Here is a 17,645-nt window from a genome sequence, read left to right as displayed (position 1 = left end):
CAGCGCGGCCTCAGTCTTTCTTGACCTTTGCGGCCTTGCCTTCCAGAAAGGCTCGCACCCGGGCCTTGGCCTCGGGCGCGGCCTGGGCAATGGAAGAGATCAGCGCTTCGGTGAAGAAGCCGTGGTCGCCCGGCTGTTCGGCGATGCGGGGCAGCGCGTGCATCAGCGCGTAGTTGGTCATGGGCGCGTTGGTGGCGATGCGGGTGGCCAGCTCCAGGGCCTTGTCCAGCGCGGTGCCACCGGGCACCAGGTATTGCGCCAGGCCGATGCGCTCGCCGTCGGCGGCGTTGTACACGCGGCCGGTCAGCATCATGTCGGTCATGCGGGCCGCGCCGATCAGTTTGGGGATGCGCACCGAGCCGCCACCGCCGACGAAGATGCCGCGCGTACCCTCGGGCAGGGCAAAGAAGGTGCTGTCATCGGCCACGCGGATGTGGCAGGCACTGGCCAGTTCCAGCCCGCCGCCCACCACGGCGCCGTGCAGCGCGGCAATCACGGGCACGCGGCCCTTCTCCACGCAGTCCAGCGCCTGGTGCCACATGCGCGAATGGAAGATGCCTTCGCTGGCGTCGCGTTCCTGCAGCTCGGACAGGTCCAGGCCGGCGCAGAAGTGCTCGCCCTCACCATCAATCACCGCCGCGCGCACGCTGGCCGGCAGGTTCTGGAAGGTGTCACGGATGGCCAGGATCAGGCCGTCGCTCAGGGCGTTGCGCTTTTTGGCGCGCTGGAGCGTAATGACGGCGACTTCGGAATGTTCGCCATGCAGGCGCAGGCTGAGGTCGGCAGAGGAGGTGGTGGACATGGTGGCGTTCTCGCTCAGGTTTGATGGGATGATTATGGTTATAAATAATAACCAATGCAAGTCGTGCGAACCTAGGGTAAGCCCCATGTCCATGGCTTCCCTTGATGGTTATAAACAATAACCAACAGGGTCCAGGGTGGTCGTTGCCGGCTGGATCGTGTCCCCCGTTCCAACCCTTTTCAGGAGACATCCCATGGCATGGAAATTCAAGATCGCTACCCTGGCATTGGCCGCTTCGGCCAGCTTTGGCGCCCTGGCGCAGGAAGTGACGCTGCGTCTGCACCAGTTCCTGCCCCCGCAGGCCACCATTCCGGCCAAGGCCATCGTGCCCTGGATCAAGAAGATCGAGACCGAGTCCAATGGTCGCATCAAGATCCAGATGTTCAGCGCCATGCAACTGGGTGGCACGCCGCCCCAGCTGTTTGACCAGGCCCGTGACGGCGTGGCTGACATCACCTGGACCGTGCTGGGCTACACCCCCGGCCGCTTCATGAAGACCGAGGTGTTCGAGCTGCCTTTCATCACCGGTCTGTCATCGGAGAAGTCGTCTCGCGCCCTGTTCGAATACGTGCAGAAAAACGCCATGGACGAATACAAGGATGTCCAGTTGCTGACCGTGCACACCCATGGCCCGGGCCTGTTCCACACCAAGCAGCCGGTCACCGGTCTGGAGAGCCTGCGCGGCATGAAGATCCGTGGCGGTACCCGCATCGTCAACAACATGCTGACCAAGCTGGGCGCGACCCCGGTGGGCATGCCGGTGCCGGCCGTGACCGAAGCCCTGTCCAAGGGCGTGCTGGACGGCACCACGATCCCTTGGGAAGTGGGCCCATCGCTCAAGGTGCAGGAACTGGTCAAGCACCACACCACCTTCGCCGGTGGCAATGGTCTGTATGTGACGACCTTTGCCCTGTCGATGAACAAGAACGCGTACAACAAGCTGCCGGCGGACCTCAAGAAGGTCATCGACAACAACTCGGGCATCGAGACGGCGGCGTTCTTCGGCAAGGCCATGGACGAGGGTGACAAGGTCGGCCGAGACCTGGCCACCAAGGCCGGCAACAAGATCACCGAGCTGGAACTGGCGGAAGTGCAACGCTGGCGCCGTACCGCCAGCACGGTGGAGTCCGACTGGATCAAGGAGGTCGGTGCCAAGGGTATTGACGGCGCACGACTGGTGTCGGAAGCCCGCGCGCTGATGTCCAAGTACGAGAAGTAAGTCCCTGCCCCCGGCGTGGAGTGGAGCCTTCAGTGACGGCTCTCCGGGCCGGGGCGTGCCTGTCAATGTGGTCGAGGAGCTTTTTTCCATAACAAGGCGGCATAGCTGAAAGTCGGCGATGCCGCTTTTCAACAACTTGCAAAAAGCTCAAAGTCCTTACGGTTATCCATGGTGACCGGGGTTGCGGGTAAACCCGCAGCCTGCCTCAGCCGCAGGGCCGTTGACCACCATTGACCAGGAGACTCGCATGACCTACATCCGCCGCACTGCCCTGGCCGCGCTGGCCGCCCTTTCCACCCTCGCCATGCCAGGACTGGCGCAGGCCCAGCAGACCGTCACCCTGCGTCTGCACCAGTTCCTGCCGCCGCAGGCCGTGATTCCCGCCCAAGCCATCATTCCCTGGGCCAAGAAGGTTGAGGCCGAATCGAACGGCCGCATCAAGGTGCAGCTGTTCCACGCCATGCAGATGGGTGGTTCGCCGCCTCAGCTGTTCGACCAGGCCCGTGACGGCGTGGCCGACATCACCTGGACGGTGCTGGGTTACACCCCGGGCCGCTTCAACAAGTCCGAGGTGTTCGAATTGCCTTTCATGTGCAAGGGCGGTGGCGAGAAGTGCTCCCGCGCCTTCCACGAGTACGTGGAAAAGAACGCCGCTGACGAGTTCCGTTCGGTCAAGCTGCTGGCTGCGCACACCCACGGGCCGGGCCTGTTTCACACCAAGAAGCCGGTCGAAGGTCTGGAGAGCCTGCGCGGCATGAAGATCCGCGGCGGTTCGCGTGTGATCAACAACATGTTGACCAAGCTGGGTGCCACGCCCGTGGGCATGCCCGTGTCGGCGGTGACCGAGGCCCTGTCCAAGGGCGTGATCGATGGTGCCACCGTCCCTTGGGAAGTGGCGCCTTCCATCAAGCTGCCCGAACTGGTGAAGAACCACACCAGCTTTGCCATCGACGAAGGCATGTTCACCCAGACCTTCGCGTTCGTGATGAATCGCGCGGCCTACGACAAGCTGCCGGCTGACCTCAAGAAGGTGATCGACGACAACGCCGGTATCGAGACGGCGGCCATGTTCGGTCGTGCCATGGACGCCGGCGACAAGACGGGTCGCGACATGGCCGTCAAGGCCGGCAACAACGTGGCCATGCTGGACGTCGCGGAAACGCAGCGCTGGCGCCGCACGGCCAGCACGGTCGAGTCGGACTGGGTCAAGGAAATGCAGGGCAAGAACATCGATGGCGCCAAGCTGGTTTCGGAAGCCCGGGCCACCATCGGCAAGTACGCCAAATAAAGAGACAAGCCCGGCCCCACAGGGGCTGGGATTTCGATAGGTATAACGAATTTCATGATCCGTAACTCTGCGGTATAGTCGGCCGCCGAGCGGTGGCCGCTGCCCTGGCGGGGTCACTTCGCGGACAATGAATTCCCCTGTGTCAAAGGATCCGAGGATGATTGGTTTCATTTACCGGCTCTCGCACTGGACTGCCCTGGTGGGCGGCCTGGTGCTGGTGGCCCTGACCCTGATGGTGGTGGCCAGCGTGGCCGGCCGCGCACTGATCGGACTGGGCCTGGGGCCCATCCCGGGCGACTTTGAACTGGTGGAAGTGGGGGTCGGCATCGCCGTGTTCTTCTTCCTGCCCTGGTGCTACCTCAAGGGTGGTCATGCCACGGTGGATCTGCTGTACATGCACATGCCCAAGTGGTGCCAGCGCGGCATCGTGATCATCAGCGACCTGTTGATGCTGGTGGTCTGGCTGGTGCTGACCTGGATGCTCTGGCAGGGCATGCTGGAGAAGAAGGAATACGCCGAGACGACCTTCATCCTGCAGATGCCCATCTGGTGGGCCTATGCCTTCAGCCTGGTGGGTGCCGTCATCGGTTGCCTGAGTTATTTCGCCAAAACCCTGACCCTGCTGGGTCTGGCGTCCGAGCCCGAAGGCTGGACCGTTGAAGCCAATGCGGGGCACTGAAGCATGAGCAACCTTGAACTCGCCCTCTGGTCTTTCCCGATCCTGCTGCTGCTGATCTTTGTCCGTGTACCCATCGGCCTGTCGATGCTGGTGTGCGGTCTGGGTGGTGCCTGGATGATCTACGGCAACGCCGCGCCTATCCTGAACCAGCTCAAGCAGGTCACCTACACCACTTTCTCCAACTACAACCTCTCGGTCATCCCGCTGTTCCTGCTGATGGGGCAGTTTGCCGCGCTGGGCGGACTCTCCCAGGCGCTGTTCAAGGCGGCCGAGGCCTGGATGGGGCATCGCAAGGGCGGTGTCGCCATGGCGGCCGTCGGTGCCTGCGCGGGTTTTGGCGCGATCTGCGGTTCTTCGCTGGCCACCGCGGCCACCATGGGGCAGGTGGCTCTGCCCGAGCTCAAGCGCGCTGGCTACGCCGGTGGCATCTCCACCGCCTGTCTGGCCGCTGGCGGTACCTTGGGTATCCTGATTCCGCCATCGGTGGTGCTGGTGATCTATGCCATCCTGACCGAGCAGAACATCGCCAAGCTGTTCCTGGCGGCCTTCGTGCCTGGCATCCTCGCCGCGGTGGGCTACATGATCGTGATCTCGATCTACGCACGCCTGAACCCGAAGGAAGTGGGCAGCATGCCGCCCATGCCCATGAAGGAGCGCTGGGCTGCGACCATGCGTACCTGGCCCGTGATCGTCATCTTTCTGGTGGTGGTCGGCGGCATCTACAGCGGCGTGTTCACCCCCACCGAGGGCGCGGCCATCGGCGCCTTTGGCACGGGCATCGCGGCCTGGGCCGGTGGCGGCCTGAACCGCAAGACCTTGCTGGGTGCGGTGGTGGGTACCGCCATCGCCTCGGGCATGATCTACATGATCGTGCTGGGCGCAGGTCTGTACAACACCTTCCTGGCGCTGTCGCAGCTGCCGCAGGAAGCCGCCACCATTGTGGCGGGCTGGGGCCTGAGCCCGGTGCTGGTGCTCGTGGCCATCCTGGTGCTTTACATCCTGCTGGGCTGCTTCATGGATTCGCTGTCCATGATCCTGCTGACCATTCCGGTGTTCTTTCCCATCATCATGGCGCTGGACTTCGGTCTGCCGCCCGAGGAGCTGGCCATCTGGTTCGGTATCCTGGTGCTGATCGTGGTGGAGGTGGGACTTATCACGCCACCGGTGGGCATGAACCTGTTCGTGATCAATTCGATGGCCAAAGACGTGCCGATCACCCACACCTACCGTGCCGTGATGCCCTTCGTGGCCAGCGACATGATCCGCACCGCTATCCTGGTGATGTTCCCGTCGATCACGCTCTTCGTGCTGCGTTTCTGACACGGGTTCATTGATCGCATTGCCGCAGATCAGCCAAGGCCCGCCCGTGACGGCGGGCCTTTTTGCTTCCCGATATGGTGACATGCTCTCGCACCTGGAGTTTCACATGACCACACAGCCACTTCGCATCGGCATCATCGGCTACGGCGAGGTGGGCCGCATCTTCGCGGCCGGTCTGCAAGGGAGCGCTGGCTGGACCGGGGCCTGGGACCTCAAGTTTGAGGATCCAGCACTGGCCGCGGCTGCGCTTGATCATGCCGCACGGGCTTGCGTGACCGCCTGCGGCTCGGCCCGGGAACTGTGTGCCCAGTCCCATCTGATCATCTCCGCCGTCACCGCCTCCAGCACCCTGGAGGTGGCCCGGGAGGCGGCCGGGTTCCTGCGGCCAGGCACGTTCTTCCTGGATCTCAATTCGGCCTCGCCGGGCACCAAGCAGCAGGCTGCTGCTCTGGTGGATGCGGCCGGAGGGCGCTACGTGGAGGCCGGGGTGATGACCTCGGTCCCGCCTTACGGCATCCGCGTGCCCATGCTGCTGGGGGGCGCCCACGCGGCGGCCTTGCAGCCTGTGCTGGCGGGGCTGGGCATGTCGGTCCAGGTGGCCAGCGATCGGCTGGGGGTGGCGTCTGCCACCAAGATGTGCCGCAGCATCATGATCAAGGGGCTGGAGGCGCTGGTGATTGAGAGCTACACGACCGCGCGCCACTACGGCGTCGAGGACGCGATGATCGCCACGCTGCAGGAGACCTTCCCCGGCATTGACTGGACGCAGCAGGGTGCCTACTTCTTCAGCCGCGTGGCGCAGCATGGCCAGCGGCGCGCCGAAGAGATGCGCGAGGTGGCCAACACCGTCCGCGAGGCGGGGTTCGAGCCGTTCATGGCCAGCGCGATTGCCCGCAAGCACGACTGGATGGCGGCGCAGGCGCGCGCCGGCCATTTCGCCGATCTGCCCAAGGCCCCGGCCTGGCAGGCCTTTGCCGACCGTCTGCTGGCGGCGCGCCCTGCCGCCAACGACTGATTCCCGTCACACACACCATGCTCGACATCCTGGCCATCACCGGCCCCATTTACCTTTGCATCCTGGCGGGCTACGCCGCCGTGCGCTGGGGCATCTTCACCAAGGCGGAGATGCGGGTGCTGGGCAAGTTCGTGCTGCAGATCGCGCTGCCGGCGTTGCTGTTCTACGCCCTGGCGTCGCGGCCGCTGGCCGATGTGCTGCGACCGGGCTACTTGCTGGTCTACACCGCTGGCTCCTTGCTGGTGTTGCTGGGTGGCCTGCTGTGGTGGTGGAAGGTCCAGGGCAAGCCGCTGACCGAAAGCGCCTACGTGGCCATGGGCATGACCTGCTCCAACAGCGGCTATGTGGGCTACCCGATGATGCTGCTGCTCTTCGGACCGCTGGGTGGCGTGGTGCTGGCACTGAACCTGATCGTGGAGAACCTGGTCAAGCTGCCCCTGCTATTCACCCTGGCCGATGCCGGTGCACATGAGGGCGCCCGACCTACCGCTGGACAGGTGCTGCGCCAGACCCTGGACCGGCTGGTGCGCAACCCGTTGATCGTCGGCATCGTGCTGGGCCTGGCGGTCGCCCTGTCGGGCTGGCAGATGCCCCAGGTGCTCACGCGGGCGGTCACGCTGTTCTCCGGCAGTGCGGGTGGGCTGGCGTTGTTCATCATCGGCGGCAACCTGGTGGGGCTGCAGGTCAAGGGCATGCGGCGCCAGGTGGGGCTGATCGCGGTGGGCAAGCTGCTGATGCACCCGGCGGCCGTCTGGCTCGCCATCGCGGTGTGCGCCGCACTGGGTCTGCCTGTGCCCGAGGGGGATCTCAAGGCGGCGGCGGTGCTGTCGGCCGCCATGCCCATGCTGGGCGTTTACGCCATCCTGGCCCAGCGCCATGGGCATGAGGGATTCACCTCGGCCGCCTTGCTGGGTACCACTGCTGCCTCTTTCTTCACGCTCAGCGCCATCCTGTGGCTGCTGCGGCACAGTGCCGGCTGGCTGGGCTGACGCGCCCGGACGCTGGGTGCCTCAGCCCTGGGGTTGCATCACCGAACGGATCAGTTGCAATGCGGTCTGCTGGGTCAGCGTCGCCGGCCGCTGGGAACTGATGGCCAGCGCCACCCGGGTGCGCAGGGGCGGGTCGATGCGCCGCACCCGGTAGGCCGACGGCCGGATCGAGCTGGCCACGGCGTTGTGCGAGAGGAGGGCGGCACCGGCCCCGTCCGCCACCAGGTCGAGGATCGCGGGGACACCGTCGATTTCCAGAGTGACCGTCGGGCGCATGCCGATGGCGGCCATTTCGGTTTCCACATGCATGCGTACCGCGTTGGGGCGGCTGGGAATCACCAGGGGCATGCGGGCCACCTCCGCCAGGGGAACCGGCGCCGGGGGCGGCTCTTCAGACAGGCCGGGCGGACGGGGTTCGACCAGCCAGAGCTCTTCGTCGTCCAGGGGAATGAGTTCGATCTCGGGGGCAGGCTGGGCGTTGTAGAGCACGGCAATGTCCAGGCGTCCCGTCACCAGCCATTCCTGCATGGAATTCGACAGGCTTTCGGTGATGGACAGGCTGGCTTCGGGCAGTTGCTGGCGGAACTGCCGCGTCAGCGGCACGGTGAGCACGCGCGCCAGGCTGGGCGGCAGGCCGATGGCGACCCGGCCGGCCAGTGCGCCGCGCACGCGGCCAAGTTCTTCCCGGGCCCGCGCCACCTGGTGCAGGATACCCCGGCCGTGTTCCAGGAGCAGCTTGCCCGCCTCGGTGGGCGTGGCGCCGCGGCCGTTGCGCAGCAGCAGGTTCTGCCGCAACTCGACCTCCAGCAGACGGATCTGGCGCGAGAGAGCCGGTTGCGCGACATCCAGGGCCATGGCCGCCTTGGTGAAGCTGCCCATTTCGGCCACTCGCACAAAGTACTCGAGTTGCTTGAGGTCCATGATCTGCTGTTGGAGGAATAGCTGGATGATAGCTATAAGCAACTGTTCTAGCTGATAGCGCCGCCAGGCGGTTGGACAACGGGCGGGGCCGAATCACAATGCATGCTGATCCCCTGTGCCGGGTCCAGCGGTGGCTGATCGACGGCACGCACCACACCCGAGGAGCGTTCATGAGCCTGCAGAAACCCCTGATCATCGACTGCCACGGCCACTACACCACGGCCCCGAAGGCGCTGGAGAACTGGCGCAACCAGCAGATCGCCGGCATCAAGGACCCGGCCGTGATGCCCAAGGTGGCCGATCTCAAGATCAGCGACGACGAACTGCGCGAGTCCATCGAGACCAACCAGCTGCGACTGATGAAGGAGCGCGGTTCGGACATCACCATCTTCAGCCCGCGTGCCAGCTTCATGGCGCACCACATCGGCGACTTCAATGTGTCGTCCACCTGGGCCGCGATCTGCAACGAGCTCTGCTACCGCGTGAGCCAGCTGTTCCCCGACCACTTCGTGCCGGCCGCCATGCTGCCGCAGTCGCCCGGTGTGGATCCGGCCACCTGCATCCCCGAGCTGGAGAAGTGCGTCAAGGAGTATGGCAACGTCGGCATCAACCTGAACCCCGATCCTTCGGGCGGCCACTGGACCAGCCCACCGCTGACCGACAAGCACTGGTACCCCATCTACGAAAAGATGGTCGAGTACGACATCCCCGCGATGATCCACGTCAGCACCAGCTGCAACGCGTGCTTCCACACCACGGGCGCGCACTACATCAACGCCGACACCACGGCCATCATGCAGCTGATCCAGGGCGACCTGTTCAAGGATTTCCCGACGCTGAAGTTCATCATCCCGCACGGCGGCGGTGCTGCGCCCTACCACTGGGGCCGCTACCGCGGCCTGGCGCAGGAGATGAAGAAGCCCCTGCTGCAGGACCACCTGCTGAACAACGTGTTCTTCGACACCTGCGTGTACCACCAGCCGGGCATCGATCTGCTGACCAAGGTGATCCCGGTGGGCAACATCCTGTTCGCCTCCGAAATGATCGGTGCCGTGCGCGGCATCGACCCCGAGACCGGCAACTACTACGACGACACCAAGCGCTATGTGCAGGCCACGACCAACCTGAGCGACGAGCAGCGCTATCAGGTGTACGAAGGCAACGCGCGTCGCGTGTTCCCTCGCCTGGACGCACGCCTCAAAGCGGCCGGCAAGTAACCCATCGCAGAACCCGAGGAGAGAACCATGTACGAACTGGGCGTTGTCTACCGCAACATCCACCGCGCGGACCGCGCAGCCGCCGACGGCCTGGCCGCGCTGGGCTCGGCCACCGTCCACGAGGCCATGGGCCGGGTGGGCCTGATGAAGCCCTACATGCGGCCGATCCAGACCGGCGTGCAGGTGTCGGGCACGGCGGTGACGGTGTTGCTGCAGCCGGGCGACAACTGGATGATGCATGTGGCGGCCGAGCAGATCCAGCCGGGCGACATCGTGGTGGCGACCGTCACGGCCGAGTGCAGCGACGGCTATTTCGGTGACCTGCTGGCGACGTCGTTCCAGGCGCGCGGCGCGCGCGCCCTGATCATCGAGGCCGGTGTACGCGATGTGAAGACGCTCAAGGAGATGAACTTTCCGGTCTGGAGCCGCTACATCTCGTCCAAGGGCACGATCAAGGCGACGCTGGGTTCGGTCAACATCCCCATCGTCTGTGCCGGTGCCTATGTGACGCCGGGCGATGTGATCGTGGCCGATGATGATGGTGTGGTGTGCGTGCCCTCGGAACGCGCGGCCGAGACGTTGGCGGCGGCCGTCAAGCGCGAGAGCTTCGAAGGCGAGAAACGCGCCAAGCTGGCCAGCGGTGTGCTGGGGCTGGACATGTACAAGATGCGCGAGCCGCTGGCCGCTGCGGGTCTTCGATATATCGACTGATTTTTCTCCGGCAATGGCGTCGGCGACGGCGTGATGCGGCGGGGCTCATCAGTCCTTCGGCCAGCAAATCGCCCCGCCGCACCCCACCATCGCCGACTTGTTGGTGTTCGAACTGACCGAGAGCATTTCATGAGCAAACCTGTTTCCGGTGACTTCACCAAAACCGCGGGCTGGCTGGACTGGTACACCGGCCCGTCCAAGCCCCGTTTCCAGCTGCCCGCAGGCGCCGTGGATGCGCATTGCCACGTCTTCGGCCCGGGCGCGGAGTTCCCCTACGCACCCGAGCGCAAGTACACGCCCTGCGATGCCAGCAAGCACGAGCTGTTTGCCTTGCGCGACCATCTGGGCTTTGCGCGCAACGTGATCGTGCAGGCCACCTGCCACGGTGCCGACAACCGTGCCATGGTCGATGCCTGTCTGGCCAGCGGTGGCAAGGCGCGGGGTGTGGCCACGGTCAGGCGCTCGGTGACCGATGAAGAACTGCAAGCCCTGCACGCGGCCGGTGTGCGCGGCGTGCGTTTCAATTTCGTCAAGCGCCTGGTGGACTTCACGCCCAAGGACGAGCTGATGGAAATCGCCAGCCGTATCGCCAGGCTGGGCTGGCACGTGGTCATCTACTTCGAGGCAGTGGACCTGCCCGAGCTGTGGGACTTCTTCACCAGCCTGCCGACCACGGTGGTGGTAGACCACATGGGTCGTCCCGACGTGAGCAAGCCGGTGGACGGCCCTGAGTTCGCGCTGTTCCTGAAGTTCATGCGCGAGCACCCCAACGTCTGGAGCAAGGTCAGCTGCCCCGAACGCCTGTCGGTCACTGGCCCGAAGGCGCTGCAGGGCGAGCAGGCGGCCTATCGCGACGTGGTGCCTTTTGCCCGCAAGGTGGTGGAAGAGTTCCCCGACCGCGTGCTCTGGGGCACCGACTGGCCGCACCCCAACCTGAAGGACCACATGCCCGATGATGGGCTGCTGGTGGATTTCATCCCGTACATTGCGCCGACCGCCGAATTGCAGCGCAAGCTGCTGGTGGACAACCCGATGCGTCTCTACTGGCCTGAGGAGGTCTGACATGGCACTCGACAAACCTTACCTGGACGTGCCCGGCACCATCATCTTCGATGCCGAGCAAAGCCGCAAAGGCTACTGGCTCAACCAGTTCTGCACCAGCCTGATGAAGGCCGAGAACCGCGAGCGTTTCAAGGCCAACGAGCGGGCTTACCTGGACGAGTGGCCCATGACCGAGGAGCAGAAGCAAGCCGTGATGGCGCGCGATCTGAACTGGTGCATGCGCCTGGGCGGCAACATCTATTTCCTGGCCCGCATTGGCGCCACCGACGGCAAGAGCTTCCAGCAGATGGCGGGCTCCATGACCGGTATGACCGAGGAAGAGTACCGCGCCATGATGTTGGCCGGCGGCCGCTCGGTCGAAGGGAATCGCTACCTCGGTGAGGACGGCGACGCACAACCCCACCGCCAGCCCCAGGGGGCCGCCGGCAAGAAAGCAGGAGCCTGAACATGGCGAAGATCACCGCATCCGTCTACACCTCGCACGTGCCGGCCATCGGCGCGGCCATGGACCTGCACAAGACGCACGAGGATTACTGGAAGCCGCTGTTCGCGGGCTATGACTTCTCCAAGCAGTGGATGAAGGACAACAAGCCCGACGTCGTCTTTCTGGTCTACAACGACCACGCCACGGCCTTCAGCCTGGACCTGATCCCGACCTTTGCCATCGGCACCGCCGCCGAGTTCCAGCCGGCTGACGAGGGCTGGGGCCCGCGCCCGGTGCCCAAGGTGGTGGGCCATCCCGAACTGGCTTCGCACATCGCGCAGTCGGTCATCCAGCAGGATTTCGACCTGACCATCGTCAACAAGATGGAAGTCGACCACGGCCTGACCGTGCCGCTGTCGCTGATGTGCGGCGAACTCGACCCGGTCAAGGACGCCTGGCCGGTCAAGGTGATTCCGTTCGCTGTCAACGTGGTGCAGTACCCCGTGCCCTCGGGCAAGCGCTGCTTTGCGCTGGGCCAGGCGATCCGCAAGGCGGTCGAGAGCTTCGATGAAGACCTGAACGTCCACATCTGGGGCACCGGTGGCATGAGCCACCAGCTGCAGGGCGCGCGCGCCGGCCTGATCAACCGCGAGTGGGACAACCAGTGGCTGGACCAGATGATCAACGACCCGGTCGCCTGCGCCAACACGCCGCACATCGACTACGTACGAGAGGCCGGTAGTGAAGGTATCGAGCTGGTCATGTGGCTGATCGCTCGCGGCGCCATGGCCGACGTGAACGACGGCAAGGTCACCGGCCCGCTGCCCACCATCAAGCACCTCTTCTACCATGTGCCCGCGTCCAACACGGCGGTCGGGCACGTGATCCTCGAGAACGCATAAAGGAATTCCATCATGACCATCAAAGTCGCTCTCGCCGGCGCCGGCGCCTTCGGCATCAAGCACCTGGACGGCATCAAGAACATTCCCGATGTGGAAGTGGTTTCGCTGATCAGCCGCGATCTGGCCAAGACACAGGAAGTGGCCGACAAGTACGGCATCAAGCATGTCACCACCGATCTGGCCGACTCCCTGGCGATTAAGGAAGTGGACGCAGTGATCCTGTGCACGCCGACGCAGATGCATGCCGCCCAGTCCAAGGCCTGCCTGGAAGCGGGCAAGCACGTGCAGGTGGAAATTCCGCTGTGCGACATCCTGGCCGAGGGTGAAGAGGTGGTGGCGCTGCAGAAGCAGACCGGTCTGGTCGCCATGTGCGGCCACACCCGCCGCTTCAACCCCAGCCACCAGTTCGTCAACAAGAAGATCAAGGCGGGCGAGTTCAACATCCAGCAGATGGATGTGCAGACCTACTTTTTCCGCCGCACCAACATGAACGCGCTGGGTCAGCCGCGCAGCTGGACCGACCACCTGCTATGGCACCATGCCGCCCACACGGTGGATCTGTTCGCCTACCAAGCCGGCAGCCCGATCGTGAAGGCCAATGCCATCCAAGGACCGATCCACCCGACGCTGGGCATCGCCATGGACATGAGCATCCAGCTCAAGGCGGCCAACGGCGCCATCTGCACGCTGAGCCTGTCCTTCAACAACGACGGTCCGCTGGGCACCTTCTTCCGCTATATCGGCGACACCGCCACCTACATCGCGCGCTACGACGACCTGTTCAACGGCAAGGACGAGAAAATCGATGTGAGCCAGGTAGACGTGTCCATGAACGGTATCGAGCTGCAGGACCGTGAGTTCTTCGCCGCTATCCGCGAAGGCCGCGAACCCAACGCCAGCGTGGCGCAGGTGCTGCCCTGCTACCAGGTGTTGCACCAGCTGGAGCAGCAACTGAACGCTGGCTGATCCGGCTTGGCCGTCTGGCGCTGAAGGCCTTGCCACGCAAGGCCTTTTTTGCGTCGATGGCTCTGCCATACTGCCGCCATGAACTGGAGAAACCTCGCCTTCCTGGCCATCGTCGGCTTCGGTGCCTGGCAGTACTGGAGCGACCGGCCGGTCAAGGTGGCGCCTGGCGTGACCGTCGCGGCCGAGCCGCGCCAGAACGACGCGGGCAGTGCCGAGTTTGTGCACAAGGGCTACACCATCGCGCCCCTGCAGACCTTCGACATCGAAGCCCGGGTGCTGGGCGTCAAGAGCTATCGCACAGGGCGCGAGGCCGACCTGTCGCCGGTTGACCTGGCGCTGGGCTGGGGGCGCATGTCCGACAGCGCGGTGCTGGAACAGGTGAGCATCTCGCAGGGCAACCGTTTCTACTTCTGGCGCGTGAAGGAGTTCCCGATTCCGCGCGAGGAGATCGAACGCTCCAGTGCCAACATGCACATGATCCCCGCCGACAGCGGTATCGAGCGGCGACTGGACCAGGTGCGCGAAGGCCAGCGTGTGCGCATCCAGGGCTGGCTGGTCGAGGCGCGTGGCCACGATGGCTGGCGCTGGCGCAGCTCGCTCACCCGCAACGACACCGGCGCCGGTGCCTGTGAGGTCATCTACGTGCGCGACATCGCCATTCTCTGATTCCTCCATCTTTCAGGAACCCGACCATGCATCAACGACCACTCGGCCCCTTCAGCGTCAGTGCCATCGGCCTGGGCTGCATGAACATCTGCCATGCCTATGGCTCCCCCATTCCCGAGTCCGAGGCCGAGCGCCTGTTGCTGTCCGCGCTGGACCAGGGTGTGACCCACTTCGACACCGCTGCGCTCTACGGTTTCGGGGCCAGTGAAACCATGATTGGCAAGGTGCTGTCTGCCCATCGCAACCGTTTCGTGCTGGCCAGCAAATGCGGTATGCAAGGCGTGGACGTGAACGGCGACGGCAAGCTGGTGAGGGTCATCGATGGCCGGCCCGCCACGATCAAGGCCACCTGTGAAGCGGCGCTGCGGAGGTTGAAAACCGATGTGATCGATCTGTACTACCTGCACCGCTGGGACAGGCAGGTGCCCATCGAAGACAGCGTCGGGGCGCTGGCCGACTTGGTGCGCGAGGGCAAGATCCGCAGCATCGGCCTGTCAGAGGTGTCGGCCGCCACCCTGCGCCGGGCCCATGCGGTGCACCCGATCGCGGCCTTGCAGACCGAGTATTCGCTCTGGACCCGCAACCCCGAGATTGCGGTGCTCGATGCCTGCCGAGAACTGGGCGTGAGCTTCGTCGCCTTCAGCCCGGTGGCGCGTGGCTTCCTGTGCGGACCGATGGACGTTGCGGCTTTTGACCCCAAGGACATCCGCCGCAGCATGCCGCGCTTTGCGGCCGACAACTACGCCCGCAATGCCGAGCTGCTGCCGGCCTACCAGCAGCTGGCCCGGGAGGCGGGCTGTACCCCGGCGCAGCTGGCCATTGCGTGGCTGCTGCACCAGGGCCCGGACATCCTGCCGATTCCAGGCACCACCCGGATCGATCACCTGACCGACGATCTGGGGGCTGCCGATGTGAAGCTCTCAGGTGACTTGCTGGCACAGCTGGATGCGCTGATCAATCCGCGCACCGTGCACGGCGATCGCTACAACGACCAGGCCAACCGCGAGGTGGATACCGAGCGCTTCTAATGACCCTATGGAAAGGCCGGCGAGGTGCCGGCCTTCTGTTGAATCGATCCCGGGCTCAGCGGGCCTGCAGGAACTCGCTCACGTCCAGCAGCACCAGTTCGTTGTCGTCGGCCTTGTTGGGCTCGCGGCTGCTGGAGAAGGGCAGGTTGTTGTCGTTGCCCACCACAATGTGGCGGCTGTCGACGATCTCCACGTTCTCGATGGTGAAGAAGGGGAAGGTCAGCACGCCGTCGTTCAGCGGTTTGCGGGCCAGTCCCTTGGGGTCCTCGATCTTCATCAGGTCGATGTAGCCGATCTTGCGCACCGGCCCGTTGACATTGGCCTCGCTCAGTTCCACCTTGTAGACGCGCTTGAACTTGGCCAGGTCATGGAAGCAGTCGGTGCGTTTCTGGCCTTCGGGGCAGGCCTTGTCGGCGGTGCCTTCGCCGTTGTCGCGCTCGATGATCAGGCCCTCGGTCGGGCTGATCATGTTGAAGTCGCCGATGGCGTGGTGGTTGGCTTCCAGCACGTACTTCCAGTGCCGGCCGGTCCACTGTTCGGACGCCACATCGAACTCCAGCACGCGCAGGTACTGCTTGCCGTCCAGTTGCTCGGCGGCTTTTGCCGCTTCGTCCCACAGGGCGCCTTCGAGCAGGGCGTACAGCTTGCTGCCGTCGGGGGATGAGGCCAGGCCCTCATAGCCCTTGGAGCGGCGGACCTGGAACTTTACCTCACCACCCGGCGCACCCGGGGTGAGGACCGAAGGATGGTCGGGCGAGACCACGGTCTTGCCATCCACCTTCGTTTCATGGACGGCCCGTACCCGGCCCTTCATGTCGGCCTTGATGAGGTACGGACCAAACTCGTCACCGATCCAGAAGTGGCCGCCCGCGATCTGGAATCCCTCCAGGTCAAAGTCGGCACCGGTGAGATAGCGCTGCTTCGTGCCTTCGTGCACGATGCGGTGGGGCACTTTCTTGTCCGGGTCGTGCAGGAACACGGTCTCCAGTCGCTTGAACTGGCCGGTCTTGAAGTCCACCGCGTGGCGGTTGAGGAACAGCATGAAGTCGGGGGAGTTGGCTTTGGATCCGGCGCCGTTGTCGGTCAGCAGCCAGAAGCTGCCGTCGGCCATGCGCTTGATGCCCGAGTGGCCCTGCACCGGCTGGCCGGCAAACGGCAGCGAGACGCCAGTGGGACGGCCGGCGGACTTGCCTTCGACGCTGCCGATTTTCTCGACGCGCTGACCGGTGGTGAATTTGCCGCTGGTCTTCAGGTCGGCGGGGGCATCCTTGGGGGCCGGCAGGAAGGTCTGCGCCGGCACGATGGCATGGCCAGCCAGGCGTGCGGGGTAGGCCGTCTGGGCGTGAACAGAGGTCAGGGTGAGCAGGGCGCCCGCAGCGGCCGCGATCAGTTTGAGATGCATGGTGCAGTGAGATGAGTCGTTGTATGAACCAGGATGCCGTCTCCTCGGATCGGCGAGCACGACTGTGCCCGTGCCTTGTGACAGGCAAAGGAAGGTTTCATGACGGCGGCATGAAAGCCAGGGCCGGGCCACCGCCGAAACAAACCGAAAAAAAGCGCGACGGCCAAGACACCACGCCTTTGCAGGGGACGGGCACCATCAGCTCATCCCAACGTCATTGCAAGGAGCACGACATCATGAAACCCTGGATCAAACGCACCCTCATCGGCCTGACCGGCGTCACGGTCCTCGTCGCAGGTCTCTCCGCCTGCGGCCACCGTGGTGGTCATCACGGGCAGGGCTGGAGCGAGGAGCGCATCACCGAGGTGAGAGGCAAGGCCATCGAGCGCATCAGCGGCAAGCTCGATCTCAATGCCGAACAGAAGGCCAAGCTGGGCGCCCTTGCCGATCAGATGATCGCCTCGCGCAAGGCCTTCCGCGGCAACAGCGATCCGCGCACCGACCTTCAGTCCCTGATCGCCAGCGACAAGTTCGACCGCACCAAAGCGCAGCAACTGCTGGACCAGAAGCTGCAGGCGGCGCAGGGCAACGGCCCGCAGATGCTCAATGCCTTCGGCGACTTCTACGACAGCCTCAACCCCGAGCAGCAGAAGCAGGTGCGCGAGAAGCTGGAGCGCCGTGGGCACGGCTGGTGGGGCCGTGGCTGACCGGAGGCGGCCATGTCACCGGCCCTGCAGAACCTGCATCAGCTCACCCGCCTGGGCAAGGCCCATGCGCCTGCCTTGCTGGCGCAGGCCGATGATCCGCACGCCGAACTGCTCGCCATGATCTGGGGGCCGCAGTTCGACCGCGAGTACGCCCTGGACTGGTGGGCACGGCTGTCGCGCCAGCGGCCGGTGGAGGCCATGCCCATGCTGCCCGAGCTGCTGTCGGCGGCCGAGCGCTTCGATGCGCTGGCCACCCGACAGCAGCAACTGCTGCGTCGCCTGGTGCTGCGGCACCGCTCGGGACAGATGGCGGCAATGTCAGAATGA

Annotated in this window: 19 protein-coding genes; 16 read left to right on the top strand and 3 right to left on the bottom strand. The window is 64.7% G+C overall.

Translation table 11 applies throughout. The features are described 5' to 3' along the window. Nucleotides 1-10: 10 nt before the first annotated feature. Nucleotides 11-802 carry a crotonase/enoyl-CoA hydratase family protein gene (locus tag ACFQNJ_RS06120; protein ID WP_374643221.1) on the bottom strand — a complete coding sequence of 264 codons (792 nt, stop codon included), beginning with the start codon at nucleotides 800-802 and terminating at the stop codon, nucleotides 11-13. A gap of 193 nt (nucleotides 803-995) precedes the next feature. Between ACFQNJ_RS06120 and ACFQNJ_RS06115 the strand changes: the two genes are divergently transcribed. From ACFQNJ_RS06115 to ACFQNJ_RS06090, 6 genes are all read left to right on the top strand, one after another. Continuing rightward, nucleotides 996-2,021, top strand: coding sequence for a TRAP transporter substrate-binding protein (locus ACFQNJ_RS06115; RefSeq protein WP_382254974.1), 1,026 nt, complete (start codon nucleotides 996-998; stop codon nucleotides 2,019-2,021). Between the two features lie 247 nt (nucleotides 2,022-2,268). Beyond that, a complete protein-coding gene (locus ACFQNJ_RS06110; RefSeq protein ID WP_382254971.1) occupies nucleotides 2,269-3,309 on the top strand; it encodes a TRAP transporter substrate-binding protein in 1,041 nt (346 codons plus the stop codon). Between the two features lie 157 nt (nucleotides 3,310-3,466). Then, nucleotides 3,467-3,988, top strand: coding sequence for a TRAP transporter small permease (locus ACFQNJ_RS06105; RefSeq protein ID WP_382254969.1), 522 nt, complete (start codon nucleotides 3,467-3,469; stop codon nucleotides 3,986-3,988). A gap of 3 nt (nucleotides 3,989-3,991) precedes the next feature. Then, nucleotides 3,992-5,308 carry a TRAP transporter large permease gene (locus ACFQNJ_RS06100; RefSeq protein WP_382254966.1) on the top strand — a complete coding sequence of 439 codons (1,317 nt, stop codon included), beginning with the start codon at nucleotides 3,992-3,994 and terminating at the stop codon, nucleotides 5,306-5,308. A 106-nt stretch (nucleotides 5,309-5,414) separates the two neighbouring features. Further along, on the top strand, nucleotides 5,415-6,323 hold the full coding sequence (locus ACFQNJ_RS06095; protein ID WP_382254963.1) for an NAD(P)-dependent oxidoreductase: 909 nt from the start codon (nucleotides 5,415-5,417) through the stop codon (nucleotides 6,321-6,323). Nucleotides 6,324-6,340: 17 nt separating this feature from the next. Beyond that, nucleotides 6,341-7,312, top strand: a complete 972-nt coding sequence (locus ACFQNJ_RS06090) for an AEC family transporter (protein ID WP_382254960.1) — start codon at nucleotides 6,341-6,343, stop codon at nucleotides 7,310-7,312. A 21-nt stretch (nucleotides 7,313-7,333) separates the two neighbouring features. On the opposite strand, the gene ACFQNJ_RS06085 is transcribed toward ACFQNJ_RS06090, so the two are convergent. Continuing rightward, on the bottom strand, nucleotides 7,334-8,233 hold the full coding sequence (locus ACFQNJ_RS06085) for a LysR substrate-binding domain-containing protein (RefSeq protein ID WP_382254957.1): 900 nt from the start codon (nucleotides 8,231-8,233) through the stop codon (nucleotides 7,334-7,336). A gap of 188 nt (nucleotides 8,234-8,421) precedes the next feature. Here ACFQNJ_RS06085 and ACFQNJ_RS06080 point away from each other — a divergent pair, with 188 nt between their 5' ends. From ACFQNJ_RS06080 to ACFQNJ_RS06045, 8 genes are all read left to right on the top strand, one after another. After that, nucleotides 8,422-9,450, top strand: a complete 1,029-nt coding sequence (locus ACFQNJ_RS06080; protein ID WP_382255379.1) for an amidohydrolase family protein — start codon at nucleotides 8,422-8,424, stop codon at nucleotides 9,448-9,450. 27 nt (nucleotides 9,451-9,477) lie between these two features. After that, nucleotides 9,478-10,161, top strand: a complete 684-nt coding sequence (ligK, locus tag ACFQNJ_RS06075; protein ID WP_382254954.1) for a 4-carboxy-4-hydroxy-2-oxoadipate aldolase/oxaloacetate decarboxylase — start codon at nucleotides 9,478-9,480, stop codon at nucleotides 10,159-10,161. Between the two features lie 129 nt (nucleotides 10,162-10,290). Continuing rightward, complete coding sequence (locus tag ACFQNJ_RS06070; RefSeq protein ID WP_382254951.1) at nucleotides 10,291-11,223, top strand: amidohydrolase family protein; 933 nt, start codon at nucleotides 10,291-10,293, stop codon at nucleotides 11,221-11,223. A gap of 1 nt (nucleotide 11,224) precedes the next feature. Next, complete coding sequence (gene ligA / locus ACFQNJ_RS06065; RefSeq protein WP_374643240.1) at nucleotides 11,225-11,668, top strand: protocatechuate 4,5-dioxygenase subunit alpha; 444 nt, start codon at nucleotides 11,225-11,227, stop codon at nucleotides 11,666-11,668. A 2-nt stretch (nucleotides 11,669-11,670) separates the two neighbouring features. Beyond that, nucleotides 11,671-12,549: a class III extradiol dioxygenase subunit beta gene (locus ACFQNJ_RS06060; protein WP_382254948.1), complete on the top strand. Its 879-nt coding sequence runs from the start codon at nucleotides 11,671-11,673 to the stop codon at nucleotides 12,547-12,549. Nucleotides 12,550-12,561: 12 nt separating this feature from the next. Then, nucleotides 12,562-13,515 carry a Gfo/Idh/MocA family oxidoreductase gene (locus ACFQNJ_RS06055; RefSeq protein ID WP_382254946.1) on the top strand — a complete coding sequence of 318 codons (954 nt, stop codon included), beginning with the start codon at nucleotides 12,562-12,564 and terminating at the stop codon, nucleotides 13,513-13,515. A gap of 78 nt (nucleotides 13,516-13,593) precedes the next feature. Next, nucleotides 13,594-14,181 carry a hypothetical protein gene (locus ACFQNJ_RS06050; RefSeq protein WP_382254944.1) on the top strand — a complete coding sequence of 196 codons (588 nt, stop codon included), beginning with the start codon at nucleotides 13,594-13,596 and terminating at the stop codon, nucleotides 14,179-14,181. Nucleotides 14,182-14,207: 26 nt separating this feature from the next. Continuing rightward, a complete protein-coding gene (locus ACFQNJ_RS06045; RefSeq protein WP_382254942.1) occupies nucleotides 14,208-15,209 on the top strand; it encodes an aldo/keto reductase in 1,002 nt (333 codons plus the stop codon). Between the two features lie 55 nt (nucleotides 15,210-15,264). On the opposite strand, the gene ACFQNJ_RS06040 is transcribed toward ACFQNJ_RS06045, so the two are convergent. After that, nucleotides 15,265-16,611 (bottom strand): esterase-like activity of phytase family protein, encoded by a 1,347-nt coding sequence (locus ACFQNJ_RS06040; protein WP_382254939.1) that lies wholly within the window; start codon nucleotides 16,609-16,611, stop codon nucleotides 15,265-15,267. Between the two features lie 236 nt (nucleotides 16,612-16,847). On the opposite strand from ACFQNJ_RS06040, the gene ACFQNJ_RS06035 reads away from it, so the two are divergent. Together ACFQNJ_RS06035 and ACFQNJ_RS06030 are read left to right on the top strand one after the other, a co-directional pair. After that, on the top strand, nucleotides 16,848-17,318 hold the full coding sequence (locus tag ACFQNJ_RS06035; RefSeq protein WP_382254936.1) for a Spy/CpxP family protein refolding chaperone: 471 nt from the start codon (nucleotides 16,848-16,850) through the stop codon (nucleotides 17,316-17,318). 12 nt (nucleotides 17,319-17,330) lie between these two features. Then, nucleotides 17,331-17,645 (top strand): hypothetical protein, encoded by a 315-nt coding sequence (locus tag ACFQNJ_RS06030; protein WP_382254934.1) that lies wholly within the window; start codon nucleotides 17,331-17,333, stop codon nucleotides 17,643-17,645.

The organism is Hydrogenophaga bisanensis (assembly GCF_042665135.1).
GTDB classification, from domain to species: domain Bacteria; phylum Pseudomonadota; class Gammaproteobacteria; order Burkholderiales; family Burkholderiaceae_C; genus Hydrogenophaga; species Hydrogenophaga bisanensis.
The sequence above is the reverse complement of the archived record's forward strand: the minus strand, read 5'-3'. Positions and strand labels throughout refer to the sequence as shown.

Coding starts and splice junctions, on each gene's coding strand:
- ACFQNJ_RS06120 (WP_374643221.1), bottom strand. CDS start 802: ATGTCCACCACCTCCTCTGCCGACCTCAGCCTGCGCCTGCATGGCGAA.
- ACFQNJ_RS06115 (WP_382254974.1), top strand. CDS start 996: ATGGCATGGAAATTCAAGATCGCTACCCTGGCATTGGCCGCTTCGGCC.
- ACFQNJ_RS06110 (WP_382254971.1), top strand. CDS start 2,269: ATGACCTACATCCGCCGCACTGCCCTGGCCGCGCTGGCCGCCCTTTCC.
- ACFQNJ_RS06105 (WP_382254969.1), top strand. CDS start 3,467: ATGATTGGTTTCATTTACCGGCTCTCGCACTGGACTGCCCTGGTGGGC.
- ACFQNJ_RS06100 (WP_382254966.1), top strand. CDS start 3,992: ATGAGCAACCTTGAACTCGCCCTCTGGTCTTTCCCGATCCTGCTGCTG.
- ACFQNJ_RS06095 (WP_382254963.1), top strand. CDS start 5,415: ATGACCACACAGCCACTTCGCATCGGCATCATCGGCTACGGCGAGGTG.
- ACFQNJ_RS06090 (WP_382254960.1), top strand. CDS start 6,341: ATGCTCGACATCCTGGCCATCACCGGCCCCATTTACCTTTGCATCCTG.
- ACFQNJ_RS06085 (WP_382254957.1), bottom strand. CDS start 8,233: ATGGACCTCAAGCAACTCGAGTACTTTGTGCGAGTGGCCGAAATGGGC.
- ligK (WP_382254954.1), top strand. CDS start 9,478: ATGTACGAACTGGGCGTTGTCTACCGCAACATCCACCGCGCGGACCGC.
- ACFQNJ_RS06070 (WP_382254951.1), top strand. CDS start 10,291: ATGAGCAAACCTGTTTCCGGTGACTTCACCAAAACCGCGGGCTGGCTG.
- ligA (WP_374643240.1), top strand. CDS start 11,225: ATGGCACTCGACAAACCTTACCTGGACGTGCCCGGCACCATCATCTTC.
- ACFQNJ_RS06060 (WP_382254948.1), top strand. CDS start 11,671: ATGGCGAAGATCACCGCATCCGTCTACACCTCGCACGTGCCGGCCATC.
- ACFQNJ_RS06055 (WP_382254946.1), top strand. CDS start 12,562: ATGACCATCAAAGTCGCTCTCGCCGGCGCCGGCGCCTTCGGCATCAAG.
- ACFQNJ_RS06050 (WP_382254944.1), top strand. CDS start 13,594: ATGAACTGGAGAAACCTCGCCTTCCTGGCCATCGTCGGCTTCGGTGCC.
- ACFQNJ_RS06045 (WP_382254942.1), top strand. CDS start 14,208: ATGCATCAACGACCACTCGGCCCCTTCAGCGTCAGTGCCATCGGCCTG.
- ACFQNJ_RS06040 (WP_382254939.1), bottom strand. CDS start 16,611: ATGCATCTCAAACTGATCGCGGCCGCTGCGGGCGCCCTGCTCACCCTG.
- ACFQNJ_RS06035 (WP_382254936.1), top strand. CDS start 16,848: ATGAAACCCTGGATCAAACGCACCCTCATCGGCCTGACCGGCGTCACG.
- ACFQNJ_RS06030 (WP_382254934.1), top strand. CDS start 17,331: ATGTCACCGGCCCTGCAGAACCTGCATCAGCTCACCCGCCTGGGCAAG.